This is a genomic window from Actinomadura keratinilytica, assembly GCF_039539665.1.
GTDB classification, from domain to species: domain Bacteria; phylum Actinomycetota; class Actinomycetes; order Streptosporangiales; family Streptosporangiaceae; genus Spirillospora; species Spirillospora keratinilytica.
In genome coordinates this window covers 1-16,320 of sequence record NZ_BAABDO010000088.1, presented here as the reverse complement: position 1 = coordinate 16,320, position 16,320 = coordinate 1, and the positions used below count along the sequence as shown (strand labels likewise).

The 16,320-nt window shown below is 75.0% G+C and carries 14 protein-coding genes and 2 riboswitches; of the genes, 1 reads left to right on the top strand and 13 read right to left on the bottom strand.

Annotated elements, in window-relative coordinates; genetic code table 11:
* Positions 1-20: 20 nt before the first annotated feature.
* From ABD879_RS23585 to gcvP, 5 genes are all read right to left on the bottom strand, one after another.
* Positions 21-578, bottom strand: a complete 558-nt coding sequence (locus tag ABD879_RS23585) for a glucose-6-phosphate isomerase family protein (protein WP_345023751.1) — start codon at positions 576-578, stop codon at positions 21-23.
* A 103-nt stretch (positions 579-681) separates the two neighbouring features.
* Positions 682-1,470 carry a GntR family transcriptional regulator gene (locus tag ABD879_RS23580; RefSeq protein ID WP_345023750.1) on the bottom strand — a complete coding sequence of 263 codons (789 nt, stop codon included), beginning with the start codon at positions 1,468-1,470 and terminating at the stop codon, positions 682-684.
* Positions 1,471-1,551: 81 nt separating this feature from the next.
* Positions 1,552-3,006 (bottom strand): M28 family peptidase, encoded by a 1,455-nt coding sequence (locus ABD879_RS23575; RefSeq protein ID WP_345023749.1) that lies wholly within the window; start codon positions 3,004-3,006, stop codon positions 1,552-1,554.
* A 466-nt stretch (positions 3,007-3,472) separates the two neighbouring features.
* Positions 3,473-4,633: a tetratricopeptide repeat protein gene (locus ABD879_RS23570; RefSeq protein ID WP_345023748.1), complete on the bottom strand. Its 1,161-nt coding sequence runs from the start codon at positions 4,631-4,633 to the stop codon at positions 3,473-3,475.
* A 139-nt stretch (positions 4,634-4,772) separates the two neighbouring features.
* Complete coding sequence (gcvP, locus tag ABD879_RS23565) at positions 4,773-7,646, bottom strand: aminomethyl-transferring glycine dehydrogenase (protein ID WP_345023747.1); 2,874 nt, start codon at positions 7,644-7,646, stop codon at positions 4,773-4,775.
* A 73-nt stretch (positions 7,647-7,719) separates the two neighbouring features.
* Positions 7,720-7,827: riboswitch (glycine riboswitch) on the bottom strand.
* A 1-nt stretch (position 7,828) separates the two neighbouring features.
* Positions 7,829-7,924: riboswitch (glycine riboswitch) on the bottom strand.
* A 264-nt stretch (positions 7,925-8,188) separates the two neighbouring features.
* Here gcvP and ABD879_RS23560 point away from each other — a divergent pair.
* Positions 8,189-10,681 (top strand): flippase-like domain-containing protein, encoded by a 2,493-nt coding sequence (locus ABD879_RS23560; protein WP_345023746.1) that lies wholly within the window; start codon positions 8,189-8,191, stop codon positions 10,679-10,681.
* Between the two features lie 34 nt (positions 10,682-10,715).
* Here the strand turns inward: ABD879_RS23560 and ABD879_RS23555 are convergent, their stop codons facing one another.
* From ABD879_RS23555 to ABD879_RS23520, 8 genes are all read right to left on the bottom strand, one after another.
* Positions 10,716-11,315: a MerR family transcriptional regulator gene (locus tag ABD879_RS23555; protein WP_345023745.1), complete on the bottom strand. Its 600-nt coding sequence runs from the start codon at positions 11,313-11,315 to the stop codon at positions 10,716-10,718.
* Between the two features lie 491 nt (positions 11,316-11,806).
* Positions 11,807-11,980, bottom strand: coding sequence for a hypothetical protein (locus ABD879_RS23550; protein WP_345023744.1), 174 nt, complete (start codon positions 11,978-11,980; stop codon positions 11,807-11,809).
* 172 nt (positions 11,981-12,152) lie between these two features.
* Positions 12,153-12,623 carry a bifunctional nuclease family protein gene (locus ABD879_RS23545; protein ID WP_285494683.1) on the bottom strand — a complete coding sequence of 157 codons (471 nt, stop codon included), beginning with the start codon at positions 12,621-12,623 and terminating at the stop codon, positions 12,153-12,155.
* 142 nt (positions 12,624-12,765) lie between these two features.
* Positions 12,766-13,488, bottom strand: coding sequence for a transcriptional regulator FtsR (gene ftsR / locus ABD879_RS23540; protein WP_345023743.1), 723 nt, complete (start codon positions 13,486-13,488; stop codon positions 12,766-12,768).
* A gap of 202 nt (positions 13,489-13,690) precedes the next feature.
* A complete protein-coding gene (locus tag ABD879_RS23535) occupies positions 13,691-14,230 on the bottom strand; it encodes a double zinc ribbon and FHA domain-containing protein (RefSeq protein ID WP_345023742.1) in 540 nt (179 codons plus the stop codon).
* Between the two features lie 282 nt (positions 14,231-14,512).
* The gene (locus ABD879_RS23530; RefSeq protein WP_345023741.1) at positions 14,513-15,283 is read right to left on the bottom strand and encodes a DUF881 domain-containing protein; all 771 of its coding nucleotides are present in this window, start codon (positions 15,281-15,283) and stop codon (positions 14,513-14,515) included.
* The gene (locus ABD879_RS23525; RefSeq protein WP_345023740.1) at positions 15,280-15,612 is read right to left on the bottom strand and encodes a small basic family protein; all 333 of its coding nucleotides are present in this window, start codon (positions 15,610-15,612) and stop codon (positions 15,280-15,282) included. The genes ABD879_RS23530 and ABD879_RS23525 overlap by 4 nt, the downstream gene beginning before the upstream one ends.
* Before the next feature lie 43 nt (positions 15,613-15,655).
* Positions 15,656-16,320: DUF881 domain-containing protein (locus ABD879_RS23520; protein ID WP_345023739.1), on the bottom strand; the 665-nt coding region annotated here is incomplete at its 5' end.

Below are 16,320 nucleotides of genomic sequence, written 5' to 3'. Positions count from 1 at the left end.
GGGGCCCCGGTCGGGTCGGGTCAGAACGGGCGCAGCAGCGGGCCGTCGGCTCCGCTCAGCACGCGGTAGCCCATGCCGTTGCGCAGCACCCAGTCGTAGTCGTGGCCCGCGTCGCCGGGGTAGACGGCCAGGAATCGGTACGGCTCGTCGCCGGTGTTGACGCTGCGGTGCGCCCAGCCGGGCGGGATGTAGCCGATGGTGCCCGGCTCCATCGGGATCCACTGCGGCTTGTCTCCGTCGAACAGCAGCAGCCCGCCGACGCCGGACAGGCCCAGGTAGATCTCGCCGCGGGGCCGCGGGTGGATGTGCCCCTTGGTCATGTGGAACTCGCCGCCGACCCGCCCCGGGTGGATCGTGGTGATCGACTGGGGCAGCTCGCCCTCGGCCTCGGGGACCGGCGACGAGGCGACCTCGTAGACCACCGGGTCCTCGGCCAGGGCGGCCTCCCAGGCGGCGGTGTCGGCGAACAGTCCCCGCAGGTCCGACATGCGGCGGGTCAGCACCGGGCCGGACGGTTCCATCCGGGCGTCGAAGGTGATCCGCATCGGGGGGACGGGCGGGGTGGCGAACGGCGGCAAGGACGACCTCCTTCGTCTCGGTAGGGGATACTGTCGTCCTGTAATGACAGGATGTCAAGCGGAAAGCCCAGGTGAGATCCCGGGCGAGGGTGTCGCGCGGGGGTCAGCGGTCGTCGTGGACGAGCATGTTGGGCACGGCGCCCTGCCGCTCGCGGTGCCGCCGCAGGCTCACCTGGAACCGGCTGCGGTCGCCGCGGTGGTAGGCGACGAAGAACTCCACGGGACGCCCCGTCACGTCCCACGCGGTGCTGTGCAGCAGCAGGACGGGGTCGCGCGGGCGCAGCCCCAGCGCCTCGGCGACGGCCGGCGCCGCGGGCACGGCCTCGACGAACCGCCGCCCGTGGTCCAGCTCCACGCCGTACTTGCCCTCCAGGACGCCGTACAGCGACTGCTCGGTGAAGTCCTCCTCCAGCAGGCCCGGCGCGATGTCCGCGGGCAGGTAGGTGCGGGTCAGCACCCACGGCTCCCCGCCCACGTACCGCAGCCGCTCCAGGTGGATCACCGGTTCGCCCTCGTCCAGCTCCAGCGCGGCGGCGACCTCGGCGGGGGCGGGGACCGGGCCGAACGCCAGCACCCGGCTGCGCAGCACCTCCCCGCGCGCCCGGACGTCCTCGTACAGCCCGGTCAGCGACTGGAACAGCGCCTCGTCGGTCTTGCGCGCGGCGGCGAAGGTGCCCTGCCCCTTGCGGCGGACGATCCGCCCGTCGGCCTCCAGCTCGTCCAGGGCCTGCCGGACCACCGTCCGGGACACGCCGTACTCCTCGCACAGCGCCATCTCGCCCGGCAGCCTGCCGCCCGGCTCGATCTCGGTCTCCAGCCGCTCGACCAGCAGCTGCTTGAGCTGCGCGTAGAACGGCAACGGCGAACGGCGATCGATGCGGCCCTCAACCATGGGCCCCAGTATCGCACGCATGTCATGTCAGGATGACAGGCGGTCATCCGGCGGCGAAACCCGGTCGGGCGGCCCCGGCGGTCAGGAGGAGCCGTCGCGCTCGGCGATCACGTCGTCGACGTCGGCGGCGAACCGGCCGATCGTCCACGCCATGGCGCGCGTGTTGCGGTCGAGTTCGGCCCGGTGGATGTTGCGCACGGTGTCGCAGGGCTGGTGGTAGCAGGGGTCGAACATGTCGCCGGCCCGCCCGCCGAACAGGGCCGCCTGCTCGGCGGTCTTGGTCTGCCACGTGCCGCCGTCCAGGCCGCCGATGGGGATGCCCGCCTTCTGGAACGCCAGGTGGTCCGAGCCGATGGCGGCGATGTCCCGGGGCTGGACGGCCAGCCCGCGGCTGCGGTAGTACCCGGTGAGCACCCGTTCGACGGCGCCGGAGCCGGCCGGCCCCGGCCCGCTGCCGGTGTCGGCGTTGTCGCTGTCGTCCCCGTCGATGACGAACCGGCCGAAGTTCGGACCGGCGATCAGCTCGTAGTTGAGGTACAGCGCGATGGCGCGCCGCTGCGCGGCGGTCAGGCCCGCGATGTAGTGCTCCGACCCCACGTCCAGCAGCTCCTCGGCGCCCCACCAGGCGAAGCGGACCTTGTTGCGGACTGCGTGCTGCCTGGGCGCCAGCCGCAGCGCCGTCTCCAGCAGGGCGGCCGCGGCGGCGCCGTTGTCGTTGATGCCGGGCGCCTCGCCCACGCTGTCGAGGTGGGCGCCCGCCATGACGACCCGGTCGTCCCGCCCGCCGCTGGTCTCGGCCAGGATGTTCTCGGTCACCCCGGTGACGCGGTGGCCGCGCAGGTCGAGCCGGATGCGGACCGGCGAGCGGCGGGTGCGCTCGGCGGCCGACTCCGCCCAGCGCTGCGTCACCGAGGCGATCGGCAGGGTCATCGAGACCGGGTCGTAGACGTGGTTGCGGTAGATGTTGTCCGGCCGCGGGGTCGGCATGTACGACAGCACGGCGCGGGCGCCCGCCTCGGCGGCGACCCGCACCTGCGTCGCGAAGCCGCAGGAGGCGCGGGGCAGCAGGACCACCGCTCCGTCCGCCGGGGTCGCCTCGTAGTCCTCGCGTTCGCATCCCGCGCTGGAGTCGGCGGTCGGCGCGACGAGCGGGGCGTCGATCCCGCCGGGCGGCGTCGACGGCGACCAGCGCCACATGAGCACCCGCACCGCGGCGCCGTCCGGGGACGTTTCGGCGCGTTCGATGTCGACGCGGTGGTCCTCGTACGGCACCGGCTGGCGGACGACCCGGTATCCGGCCTTCTGCAGGCGCTGGACCAGGTACCGGGCGGACGCCTCGAACCCGGGGGTGCCGGTGGCGCGGGTGCCGCCGCTGCCGTCGGCGGCGCGCTGCCAGGCCCGCAGGTGGGCGAAGGCCGCCTCGCCCGAGACGGAGCGTTCCAACTGGTCGGCCGGATCGGCGGGCCGGCCGGCCGGCAGCACGGCGCCGATGCCGGCGACCACCGCGCAGAGCAGGGCGTTGAACGGCGCGGGCATCGGATCACCTGCCGTTCCGGTCGGCGGCGGCCGTGTGCCGGTGCGGAAGCCGCGGATCGAGCTCCATCGACGTCTCCTTCGACGCGGTGATTATTTCCCGGAGGTGTCATCCGCCCCGACAGATAGCAACCTCGTCCGTTTTGTACCGCCGTCCCCTGCGTCACGCAAGATCGAATTCATCCCGGGCCCGCGCATCGTCACCGAGGGCTCAGGGCACCGACCGGGCGGCGGGGGACACCCGCCGGGCCGGGGAGCCCGGTCCGGCGTTCCGCGCACCGGCGGGCAAGATCGCTGGTTGCGGGCCGGTCCGGCGGTCCGGTGCCGGGTGGTCGCGGCACGGGCCGCGTGTCCCCGGGGCGCGCCGCAGGACTCCCGGGTCCCCCGCCGGCCGGAGCGCAGCGGCGGGAGGCGCCGACCGGATCCGGCCAGGGCGCCGGTGGCCGGCCCCGCGCCGTCCGGGCCCGGGTCAGACGGCGGCGTCGGGCCAGCCCGGGGGAAGCAGGGAGGCGGGGGTGCCCATGGCCAGGCGGAGCCGCTCGGCGAAGCTCTCGTGCAGCAGCGGACCCCACGAGTAGTCGCTGGGCACGCGGACCGCCCGGCCGATCAGCTCGTGGGTCTCGCCGGGCCGCTGCTCGGCCGGGTCGTCGGCGTACCGGACGGCCAGCAGCGCGTACATGTGGTCCAGGGCGCCGAACGCCTCGCCGGCCACGGCGGGCAGCGTGCCGTCGGAGACCGCCTGCTCCAGCACCGGCTCCCACCACAGGTTCTCGGGGTCGGCGTCCTCGTCGTCGCCGCCGAAGTCGCGGCGCAGCCGGGCGCGGACCTGCGCGGCGACGCCCGGGTCGGCCAGGCCGCGCCGCCACACCTCCCGGCTCTCGGCGCCGCGCCCGCGCAGCGGCAGGGTGCGGGCCAGCAGCTCGATCGCCAGCGGCCCGGCCTCGGGGTCGACGGCGGCGTCCCCCTCCTCGCCCAGGGCGGCGGTGAACGCGCCGATGGCCTGGTCGAGGTAGGCGATGCCGAGCGCCACCGCCAGGCGCGCGTAGGCGTGCGGCGCGGTGCCGCGGTCGACCAGGCGCAGGCCCGCGGTCAGCACGCGCTGGGCGCGGGCGGGCTCGCCGCGCTCCAGCAGCCGCTGCGCCAGGTCGTGCGCGGCCGGCGGGCCGTACTCGGCGTCGCCGGTGGCGATGGCCTGCTCCCAGTGCTCGCGGGCGGTGTCGAAGTCGCCCGCGTCGTCGGCCAGCCGCGCCAGCGCCAGGTGCGCCGGGGGCAGGTAGGCGGGGTTGCCGAAGTCGACGACGACCTGCCAGGCGGCCCCGGCCTGCTCGTACTCCCCGGCGCGCTCGTGGGTGAGCGCCAGGTGGTAGGCGGCGCGCGGCCCGTACTCGGGGTCGCCGCTGGCGATGGCGGCGCGGTCGGCCTCGCGGGCGCCGGCCACGTCCCCGGCGTCGTCGAGCACGACGGCCAGGCCGAGCGCGGCGCGGGCCCGGACGGGGGTGTCGCCGAGCGCCAGGACCCGCTCGAACAGGTCGGCGGCGCGGTCGAGCTCGCCGTCCTCGGCGAGCCGCCGGGCCTCCTCGCACAGGTGCTCCGGGGTGTCGCCGGGGGGCGGGGCCGCGGTGTCGCTCATAGGGTGCCCAGCCTATCGAGCCGCCGCCCGCCGGAACCGGGACGACACGAAAACCGACGGGCTTGATCATCGGTGTCCGCGCCGTCCCGCGGCGCGCGCCCCGCCGGGCCGTCCGGCGGCCCGGCGGGGCGCCCTCCGGTCAGTCCTCGTAGGCCTCCGGCGGCGGGCAGGAGCACACCAGGTTGCGGTCGCCGTACGCCTGGTCGATGCGGCGCACCGGCGGCCAGTACTTGCCCTCGCGCAGCGACGGCACCGGGTAGGCGGCCTCCTCGCGCGAGTAGGCGTGCTTCCAGTCCTCGGTGATCAGGCACGCGGCGGTGTGCGGGGCGTTCTTGAGCGGGTTGTCGTCGCGGTCGTAGGAGCCGTCGGCGACGCGCTGGATCTCCCGCCGGATCTCGATCATCGCGTCGCAGAACCGGTCCAGCTCGGCCAGGTCCTCGCTCTCGGTGGGCTCGATCATCAGCGTGCCGGCCACCGGGAACGCCAGGGTCGGGGCGTGGAACCCGTAGTCGATCAGCCGCTTGGCCACGTCCTCGGCGGTGATCCCGGTCTCCTTGGTGATCTTGCGGAGGTCGGCGATGCACTCGTGCGCGACCAGCCCGTTGCGGCCGGTGTACAGGATCGGGTAGTGCGGGGCCAGCCGCCTGGCCACGTAGTTGGCGGCGATGATGGCGCCCTCGGTGGCGGCGCGCAGCCCGTCGGCGCCCATCATCGCGATGTAGGCCCAGGAGATCGGCAGGATGCCCGCCGACCCCCACGGCGCCGCCGAGACCGGCCCGCCGCCGGCGGGGCCCGCCTCGGGGCGCAGCGGGTGGCCGGGCAGGAACGGCACCAGGTGCTCGCGCACGCCGACCGGGCCGACGCCCGGCCCGCCGCCGCCGTGCGGGATGCAGAACGTCTTGTGCAGGTTCAGGTGCGACACGTCGGAGCCGAACTCCCCGGGCCGGGCCAGCCCGACCAGCGCGTTGAGGTTGGCGCCGTCGACGTACACCTGGCCGCCCGCCTCGTGCACGGCCGCGCACACCTCGGTGATGGTCTCCTCGAACACCCCGTGGGTGGACGGGTAGGTCACCATGATCGCGGCCAGTTCGGCGCGGTGCTTCTCGATCTTGGCGTGCAGGTCGTCCAGGTCGATGTTGCCGCGGTCGTCGCACTTGACGACGACGACCCGCATCCCGGCCATGACGGCGCTGGCGGCGTTGGTGCCGTGCGCCGACGACGGGATCAGGCACACGGTGCGGTGCCCCTCGCCGCGGGAGGCGTGGTAGCCGCGGATGGCCAGCAGCCCGGCCAGCTCGCCCTGCGACCCGGCGTTGGGCTGCACCGACACCTTGGCGTACCCGGTGATCTCGGCGAGCCGCTCCTCCAGCTCGGCGATCAGCTCCAGGTACCCGGCGGCCTGCTCGACCGGCGCGAACGGGTGGATGTCCGCGAACTCCGGCCAGGTGATCGGCTCCATCTCGGTGGTCGCGTTCAGCTTCATCGTGCAGGAGCCGAGCGGGATCATCGACCGGTCCAGCGCGATGTCCTTGTCCTGCAGGCGGCGCAGGTAGCGCAGCATCGCCGTCTCGGAGCGGTGCGCGTGGAACACCGGGTGGGTCAGGTACGGGCTCTCGCGGCGCAGCTCCGGCGGGAACGCGTCGGCCGGGTCGCCGCCGGGCGCCGGGTCCACGCCGAACGCCTCCAGGACGGCGGCGACGTGCTCGGGCAGCGTGGTCTCGTCGCAGGCGATCCCGACGTGGTCGGCGTCGGCGCGGCGCAGGTTGATCCCCCGCTCGAGGGCGGCGGCCACGACCTGGTCGGCGCGGCCGGGCACGCGGGCCAGCACGGTGTCGAAGAACGCCTCGTGCACCACCTCCACGCCGCCGCGCCGCAGCGCGGCGGCCAGCCCGGCGGCGCGGCGGTGCACGCGCTGGGCGATCGCCGCCAGCCCCTCGGGCCCGTGGTACACCGCGTACATGCCGGCCATCACGGCCAGCAGCACCTGGGCGGTGCAGATGTTGCTGGTGGCCTTCTCGCGGCGGATGTGCTGCTCGCGGGTCTGCAGGGCCAGCCGGTAGGCGGTGGCGCCGTCGGCGTCCACCGACACCCCCACCAGGCGGCCGGGCAGCTGCCGCTGGAGCCCGTCGCGCACCGCCAGGTAGCCGGCGTGCGGGCCGCCGAACCCGTACGGCACGCCGAACCGCTGCGCCGACCCGACCGCGATGTCGGCGCCGAACTCGCCGGGCGGCCGCAGCAGCGTCAGCGCGAGCAGGTCGGCGGCCACCACGACCTGGGCGCCGCGCGCGTGCGCCTGCCCGGCGACCGGCGCCAGGTCCCGCACGGCGCCCGACGCGCCCGGGTACTGCAGCAGCACGCCGAAGAAGTCGCCGTCCGGCAGCCCGCCGGACAGGTCGGCGACGGCCACCTCGATGCCCAGGGGGACGGCGCGGGTGCGGATCACCTCGATGGTCTGCGGCAGCGCGTCGGCGTCCACCAGGAACGTGCCGGGCTCCTTGCGCTTGGACGCGCGGTGCGCCAGGGCCATCGCCTCGGCGGCGGCGGTCCCCTCGTCCAGCATGGAGGCGCCTGCGACCGGCAGCCCGGTCAGGTCGGCGACCACCGTCTGGAAGTTCAGCAGCGCCTCCAGGCGGCCCTGGGAGATCTCCGGCTGGTAGGGCGTGTAGGCGGTGTACCAGCCGGGGTTCTCCAGCACGTTCCGCATGATCACGCCGGGGGTGACCGTGCCGTGGTAGCCCAGGCCGATCATGGAGGTGAGCACGGTGTTGCGGCTCGCCAGCTCGCGCAGCCGGGCCAGCGCCGCGGTCTCGCTGAGGGCGGGCGGCAGGTCCAGCGGGCGGGCGGTGCGGATCGCGGCGGGCACCGCGTCGTCGATCAGGGCCTCGGCCCCGGAGTAGCCGATGGCCGCCAGCATCCGGGCGTGCTCGTCCGGGGACGGCCCGATGTGCCGGTCGGCGAACCGGGTCGGGGGATGCTGCGGCGACGCCACCGGGGCGAAGAACTGGCCGGTCATTGGGGATCCTCCTGGGCTGCTGCGGTCGCTCAGGGCGGCCGCCCGCCGCGCTGGCGCGGTCCGGCGACCGGTCTCCCCCTCTGTCTCGGCACCTGAGAGCTTCACCCGCGGAACGGGGTTTCCCCTTCGGTGAGGCGCCCCCGGCCCCTTTCCGGGGGGCGGCGCCTGCTTTCCAGAGGTGCCTCGCCCGAGCGGTCCTTTTGCCTGAGAGGTTCCGGGGAGGGTTGCCCCTTCGGCGCCCCACGCTGGCGGCGTGAGGTCTCTCCCGCACAGGGTCGACGGCGTCCTTTATGGGAACTCTATCCAAAAGCTCCGTGACGATCGTCCGCCGGGGGACGCCCCCCGGCGGCGCGGCACGGCGCCCTCGCGGCGTCCCGCGCGGGCGCCGCGGCAGGCCGCCAGTACGATAACCACAGCTCACGGACGGGACGATCGCCGCGGGCGCAGGGCGAACACTGTTCCCGGCCGGGGGCGGGACGGGGGCGCGGCACGGTGCGCGCGCCTCTCGACGCGACGCCGCCGGTTCTGGAACGCTCATCACGATGACAGGTCCGGACGGCGGTGCGGCGGTGACGCAGACCCAGGAGGAGACGGCGCCTCCCGGCACGGCGGCGCCGGTCGGCGTGCCGGTGGAGGAGCCGGCCCGGCCCGACCGGATCCGGCGGCCCTCGGACGCCATCCGGTTCGCCGCCGCGGTGGCCGGGCTGGTCGGGATCATGCTGCTGGTGTCGTTCGCCCAGCAGACCACGCACGGCCTGCAGACCGACATCGCCGAGGGCACCGCGCACGCCCCCCGGTTCCTGCTCACCCTGGCCACGCTCGTGTCCAGCTTCGGGGTGCTGGCGGTGCCGGTGGCGTTCGCGGTCGAACGGCTGTTCCACAAGGACGGGGTGCGGGTCGCGATCGCGCTGCTGGCCGCGGTGATCGCGTTCGTCCTCACCATCCTGCTGGACGACCTGGTCGTCCCGGCCGCGCCCGGCGGGGTGCTGGACTCGCTGATCTGGGGCGGCACCGACACCCTGCCGCTGCACACCGACATCACGCCGGTCATCGCGTTCGTCACCGCGGTCGGCATGGCCGGCCGGACCCGCTGGCAGGCCGTCACCTGGACGATGATCGGGCTGGCGGCGCTGACCGGCCTGACCGCCGCGACCGCGTCGGTGGCGGCGCTGGCCGCCACCTACTGCCTCGGCAGCGCCATCGGCCACGGCACCCTGTACGCGGTCGGCACCCCCAACCCGCGGCCGCCCGGCACCGCCGTGCTGGCCGCGCTGGAGCGGCTGGGGCTGCGGCCCGTCCGCGGGCGGCAGGTGCCCGGCGCCGCCGACGATCCGCGCCGCTACACCGTGGCGACCGCGCACTCCCCCGGCGAGGCGCCCGCCGACGCCACCGGGCGCGCCCTGCCGCACGGCGACTGGCAGCTGCGGGTCACGGTGCTGGACCGCGACCAGCAGACCGCCGGGCTGCTGTACCGGGTGTGGCGGCTGGTGCGGCTGCGCGGCGGCTCCACCCGCCGGGCGCTGCGGTCGCTGCGCCGCTCGCTGGAGCAGGAGTCGCTCATGGCCTACGCCATGGAGTCGGCGGGGGTGCGCACGCCGCGGCTGGTGGCCACCTGCGAGGTCGGCACCGAGGCGGCGCTGCTGGCCTACGAGCACGTGCCCGGGCGGCCGCTGGACGAAGTGCCGGACGCCGAGATCACCGACGAGCTGCTCGAGGACGTGTGGCGGCAGCTGCGGCGGCTGCAGGCCGCCCGGCTGGCGCACCGCCGCCTGGAGGGCGATGCGATCCTGGTCGGCGACGACGGCCGCGTCCGCGTCGTCGACCCCCGCTCGGGCGAGATCGCCGCGGGCGACCTGGCGCTGCGGATCGACCTGGCGCAGCTGCTCACCACGGTGGCGCTGCGGGTGGGGCCGGAACGCGCCGTCCGGTCCGCGGCGCGCGTCCTCGGCGAGGGGACGCTGGCCGGGGCGGTGCCGCTGCTGCAGCGGGTGGCGCTGTCGCGGTCCACCCGCGCGGCGGTCCGGCAGGACCGGGAGCTGCTGCCCCGCATCCGCGAGCAGATCCTGCGGCTCAAGCCCGAGATCGAGGCCGCGCCGGTGCGGCTGGAGCGGTTCCGGCCGCGCACCATCCTGTCGATCGTCGCGCTGACCGCCGCCGCCTACATCGTGGTGCCGCAGCTGTCGAGCGTGAACCTGCCCACCCTGATCGCGCAGGCCGAGTGGTGGTGGGCGGCGGTCGGGCTGGCCGCCGCGGCGGCCACCTACCTGGCGGCGGCGCTGATGCTGATGGGCTTCGTGCCCGAGCCGCTGCCGCTGGGCCGCACCGTGCTGGTGCAGCTGGCCGCGTCGTTCGTCAAGCTGGTCGCGCCCGCCGCGGTCACCGGCGTGGCGCTCAACACCCGCTACCTGCAGCGCTCGGGCGTGCGGCCCGGGCCCGCGGTGGCCAGCGTCGGCGCGTCCCAGCTGATGGGCCTGGCGGTGCACATCCTGCTGCTGATCGTGTTCGGGTTCATCACCGGCTCCACGAACAACGCCACCAGGGACCTGGCCCCGTCGCGGACCGTGGTGATCGTGCTGCTGGGGCTGGCGGTGCTGGCCGGGATCGCGCTGACCATCCCGCGGGTGCGGCGGTTCGTGGCGGCCCGGCTGCGCGCGATGTTCTCCGGGGTGGTGCCGCGGCTGGTGGACGTGCTGCAGTCGCCCCGCAAGATCGTCCAGGGGGTGGGCGGCACGCTGCTGCTGACGGTGGGGTTCGTGGTGTGCCTGGACGCCTGCGTCCGCGCGTTCGGCGGGTCGCTGCCGTGGACGGCCGTGGCGGTGGTGTTCCTCACCGGCAACGCCCTGGGTTCGGCCGCGCCGACGCCGGGCGGCCTGGGCGCCGTCGAGGGCGCCCTGACGCTGGCGCTGACGATCTCGGGGCTCACCGCCGACACCGCCACCTCGGCGGTGCTGCTGTTCCGTCTGCTGACCTTCTGGCTGCCGGTCCTGCCGGGGTGGGCCGCCTTCGCCTACCTGCAACGCAAGGAGGCGATCTAGCGCGCGGCCCCGGGCCGCCCGGCCGGCGCGGACGTCAGCCCGTGCGGCGGGCGCGGCGGCGGTGCGCCAGCTCGTCGTGGGGGTGGTGGACGGGGCCGTCGGCGGTGGCTCTCTCGCCGGGCAGCTCGGCGAGGCTGCCCTCGACCTCCTGCCACACCCGGCCCAGCGCGATGCCGAACACGCCCTGCCCGCCCTGCAGCAGGTCGACGACCTCGTCGGCCGAGGTGCACTCGTAGACGCTGACCCCGTCGCTCATCAGGGTGATCTGCGCCAGGTCCGGGACGCCGCGGTCGCGCAGGTGGGCCACCGCGGTCCGGATCTGCTGCAGCGAGACTCCGGTGTCCAGCAGCCGCTTGACCACCTTGAGCACCAGGATGTCGCGGAAGCTGTACAGGCGCTGGGTGCCCGACCCGTGGGCGGCCCGCACGCTGGGCTCCACCAGGCCGGTGCGCGCCCAGTAGTCGAGCTGACGGTAGGTGATCCCCGCGGCCGCGCACGCCGTGGGGCCGCGGTAGCCGACATCCTCAGGCGGCGCCGACACCTCGGTGTCGAACAGCAGTCCCTGCTCTCCGGCACGCTGGGACGCCATCTGCCTGTCGGGGGTCGCCTTGCCCTCGCCGCTGCTCACCGCCACGCGGACCTCCGGCTTCTATCAGCCCGCGGCGTTCCGTCAAGGGGGTTTGACGAATGACGCCACGAGTGTTCCACCAGCACGGTAGGTGCCGGTCAGAGTGTGGTCAACGTTCGTCGTCGGCGCGTCGCATGCCCGGATGAACCGCCTTCACGTGGGCAAACTGCACACCTTCGCACTCATTCTCTCCTACCCCGCCGCCCGCGGAGCCGAACGCCCGGCCGGCCGCGCCGCAAGTTCACACAGATCAGAGCATGATCTTGCAGCGGCGGCGCGCCCCTCGCGGGGCGCCGTCCGCGGCGTCCGCCCGCGCACGGCAGTGCCGCATGTCACACGCCATACTCCCCAGAAAAGAGACGCCCGCACATCCTCACGGGGCCAATGCCCTTACCCGGCGGCCACCTAACCGATACCGGCCAGACTTTTTCCGAGGTTCCGGCTCCGCGAACGGGCCGCCCCGCCCGCCGCCGGGTCCCGCGCGGAAGCAGACCGCCTCAGTCGGGGCTGTGGTAGTGGTTCCAGTCGGGCCGCGCCGCGTCGATCTGCGCGCGGACCTCCTCTTTGCGCGCCTCCATGCGCCGGCGCAGGTCCCGGTCGGCCTCGGCGCCCACGCGCCTCAGCGAGCGCCGAAGCCTGTGCCGCCAGGAGTTCCCGCCCGGACGCCGCATGCGCCCCACTGTGCCCTCGGTCCGGCCGGTCCGGCAAGATGAACGCGTTCTCAGCCGCGAAGAGGCCGCCGGGCCGGGCATGCCGCGGCGGGGCGAGTGCGGGGAAGGGGGAAAAGGGCGGGCGGAGTCGGCCACGTTCGGCCAAGGCCCGCGAAGGGGCGCGCCCGGCGCGTCAGCCGGCGCGGCCGAAGTCCTCGGGGGTGATGGTGTCGAGGAACTCGCGGAACTTCTCGACCTCGTCCTCCTGCTCGTCGGGGATGGCGACGCCGGCCTCCTCGAGCACGTCCTCGCTGGCGAAGATGGTCGCACCCGTGCGCAGCGCCAGCGCGATCGAGTCGGACGGGCGGGCGCTGACCTCCACGCCGTTGGAGAAGACCAGGTCGGCGAAGAAGATGCCCTCGCGCAGGGCGGTGATGTTCACGGTGCGCAGCTGGACGCTCAGCGCGTCCAGCACGTCGCGGAACAGGTCGTGGGTCAGCGGCCGGGCCGGCAGCACCCCCTGCTGGGCGAAGGCGATCGCGGTCGCCTCGACCGCCCCGATCCAGATGGGCAGGTACCGGTCGCCGTCGCTCTCCTTCAACAGGACGATCGGCTGATTGGAGGGCATCTCGACCCGGACGCCGACGACCTCCATCTGCTTCACTGCGGCTCCCTGCTGGTCCTCGCTGTTTCGATCACCACGTGCCCGGATCGAACTCTGACCGAACCCTAAGGCCCAACGTACACCCCGCATCGGACGGTGGCCCCCGCCGAGCGCGCGGCAATAACCTCCGTCGGATCCATGATCAGGGGTCAAGGGTTTCCCGCAGCCCCGCGGAGACCAGCGCCTCGTGCAGCCGCACCCACAGCTCGGCGATCTCGCGGGCGGTCTCGGCGGCCTGCTCATGGGCGCCCGGGTCGCGGCGCCGCAGCTGCGGGGCGACCACCTGCTCGACCAGCCCGACCTGCCGGTCGGCGGCGGCCTTGGCCGCGCGCAGGTGCCGCACCTGCACGCCGAACCGGCCGAGGGCGGCCGCGGTGCGGGCCACCGTGAGCGCCTCGGCGTCGTAGTACGCGCCGGTCCGGCGGACCAGGCCGTACTCCTCCAGCTCGGCCAGCAGGCCGTCGTCGATGCCCGCGCCGTCCAGCAGCTGGCGGCGGGTGAGCCGGACCGCCTGACCGGGCGCGGTGGCGTCGGCGGCGACCAGGGTGCGGGGGCGGCGTCCGGGGCCGCCGTCGCGGCGGGAGCCGAGCGGCGGGGCGGGCTCGCCGCGGTCCAGGGCCTCCAGGTGCCGGCGGATCACCCGCAGCGGCAGGTAGTGGTCGCGCTGGGCGGTCAGGATGAACCGCAGCCGCTCCACGTCGGCCGGGCTGAACTTGCGGTACCCGGCCGGGCTGCGGGCGGGTGCGATCAGGCCCTCGGACTCCAGGAAGCGGATCTTGGAGATGGTCACGTCCGGGAACTCCGGCCGCAGCAGCTCCAGGACGTCCCCGATCGTCATCAGGGTCCGGGCCGGTTGCGCGGTCATGGTGCCTCTCCTCCCGGCCGTGTGCCCGTGCCGTGCCCCCTCGTCGTCACCCTCGCCGTCAACTCCGCCGTCAACGCCGCCCCGGCCGGCCCGGTGCCCGCCGCCCCGGTCGGCAGGGGAACCGGCGTGCCGGTCGCCGCCCTGGTCGCCGCTGTGGTCGCCGTCATGGTGTCGTCCGCCCGCGCGCCGGTTCTCCGCCCGGTCAGCCGTGCTGCGGGTTGGTCAGGAACACCAGCCGGAACTTGCCGATCTGGACCTCGTCGCCGCCCGACAGCCCCGCCTGGTCGATCCGCTGCCGGTTGACGTAGGTGCCGTTGAGGCTGCCCACGTCGCGCACCCAGAAGGCGCCGCCCTCGCGGGCGAACTCGGCGTGCCGGCGCGAGACGGTGACGTCGTCGAGGAAGATGTCGCTGTCGGGGTGCCGGCCGGCGGACGTGCGGTCCTTGTCCAGCAGGAAGCGGCTGCCCGCGTTGGGGCCCCGCTTGACCACCAGCAGCGCGGTGCCCGGCGGCAGCGCCTCCACCGTGACCTGGTCGGCGCCGGACGGCTCGGCCGCCTGGTCGGCATCGTCGGCGAGCGCCTCGATCCCGGCGATCGAGATGGTCGAGGTGGACTCGCCCGGCGACTCCCGGGGTGGCAGGGGCGAGCCCGCGCCCCGCGTCAGCGGAGTGCCGCAATTGGAGCAGAAGCGGGCATCATCCGGGCTGGCGTGACCGCACTGCGTGCAGTAGACGCTCGGCATCGATCGGCTCGGCCTCCTACCATCGGCGTGCCGCCTGCGGCAGCCCGCTGCTCGCGGGTGCCGCCTGCGCCACGCGCATCCCTTCTACCAACCCCACACCGGGGACCGCCCGGTCACGGTCCAGCCCGCCGCCCGTTCAGGCGACGGTTGCCGCAACCTACGCGGGTGGGGCCCGAGGGGTCAACCGGAACGGCGGGCCGGCTGCCCCTCAAGCTACCTTTCTCAATGATCGCAGGTCTACGCCGCCGCGCGGGACGCGATTCGATCACCGTTGCGAATTCCCTATCCAGACCGTATCGCGCTGACCGCCAGCCGTGTGCTCGAAGTGATCGTGACGGTGGCGCCGAGGCCGCGCAGAGTGCGCACGACGCCGCCGGGGATGTTCAGCGCGGTGGTCATGGTGTGGGCGTCGCCGATGGCCAGGAACCGGTACGGCACGCTCAGCCGCCGCCCGTCGGCGACCACCCCGCCGCCGGGGGCGTCCAGGAAGTAGGTGTCGGCCCCGGCCCGCACCTCGCCGATCTGGATGACCTCGGCGCCGGCGTCGCGCAGCTCCTGCAGGGCGTCCAGCAGGTTGAGGGCGCGCACGGCGCCGCGCGGGTCGTCGATGACCAGCTCGATGCCGGGGCCCTCGGCGGGCAGGGTGCCCGCCAGCAGGCCGTAGGTGGTGGCGCGTTCGCGGGCCTCGCGCAGCGCGGTCTCGCCCTGCGCGTCGCGTTCCAGCCCGGCCTTGGTGGCCTCCAGCTCCCGGATGTCGGCGCGCAGCCGCTCGGACCGCTGTGACAGATCCGACAGGATGCCCACGAGCTCGTCCTGGCGGGCGGTGGCGAACGCGCCGTCGTTCTGGGTGGCGCGCACCTGCGCCACGACGGCGAAGCCGAGCACCAGGCACAGCAGGCCGCCGAGGAGCTGCCCGCGGGTGGAGCGCGGGCGCAGCAGGTCCAGCAGCAGCCGCGCGCCCCCGGCCCGCTCGGCGGGCGCGTCCGCCGGGTTCTCGGCTGCGGCGGCCGGGCTCTCGGGGGCGGCGGCCGCGTCGTCGGGTGCGCCGCTCATGCGCCGAACAGCTTGCGGCGGATGGCGGCCGCGTTGGAGAAGATGCGGATGCCGAGCACGACCACCACGCCGGTGGACAGCTGCGAGCCCACCCCGAGCTGGTCGCCCAGGAAGACGATCAGCGCCGCGATCACGGTGTTGCTGACGAACGAGACGACGAACACCTTCTCGTCGAACACGCCCTCCAGCCGGGCCCGCACGCCGCCGGACAGGGCGTCCAGCGCCGCCACGATCGCGATCGGCAGGTAGGGCTGCAGCCACAGCGGGACGGCCGGGTCCAGCAGCAGGCCGAGCGCCACCCCGACCGCCAGGCCGATGAGCGCGATCACGACCGGGCCTCCTCTTCCACTGTCCTCCCCCTGAACGAGCCCCTCACGAGCCGGCCGCGCGGGCGTGCCGCAGCCGCAGCACGCCCGCGGCGGGCAGCTGCAGCCCCTCGACGCCGCGGATGCCGTAGCCGATGCCGTAGCGGTCCTCCAGCGCGTGCAGCCGCCGGTCGGCGGCCGAGCCGGCGAAGGCGGCGCGCATCCGGCCGGGGTCGCCGACGGCGGTCACCCGGTAGGGGCTGCTGAGCGGACGGTAGTCCACCAGCACGGCCTCCCCCGCCGAGCGGATCGCGGTGGTGGGGGTGAGCCGCTGGCCGTTGACGGCGATGGCGACGGCCCCGGCCGCCCACAGCCCGTTGACCAGCACCTGAAGATCCTGATCATAGACCCGGCCCTCGTCGCGCCGGTCGTCCTGCTCGGCCCGGTCGGCGTCCTCGACGGTGACGACCAGGCCGTCCCCGGAGATGGGGGTGGCCGCGGCGGCGGCCGCGGCGGTGGACAGCTCGCCGCGCACGCGGCGGCCCTCGGCGCTGCGGGCCAGCGCCATGGCGCGGGCGCGCTCGGTCTCGTCGCGGGCCTTCTCCAGCCGCCGCTTCAGGTCGGCGTTGTCGCTCGTGCGGGCGCGGATCTGCGCGACGAGCCGGGCCCGCTGCTCGGCGGCGACCGGCCGGCTGCGGCGCGCCGCGGGCGTCGGCGCGGCCAGCAGCACGC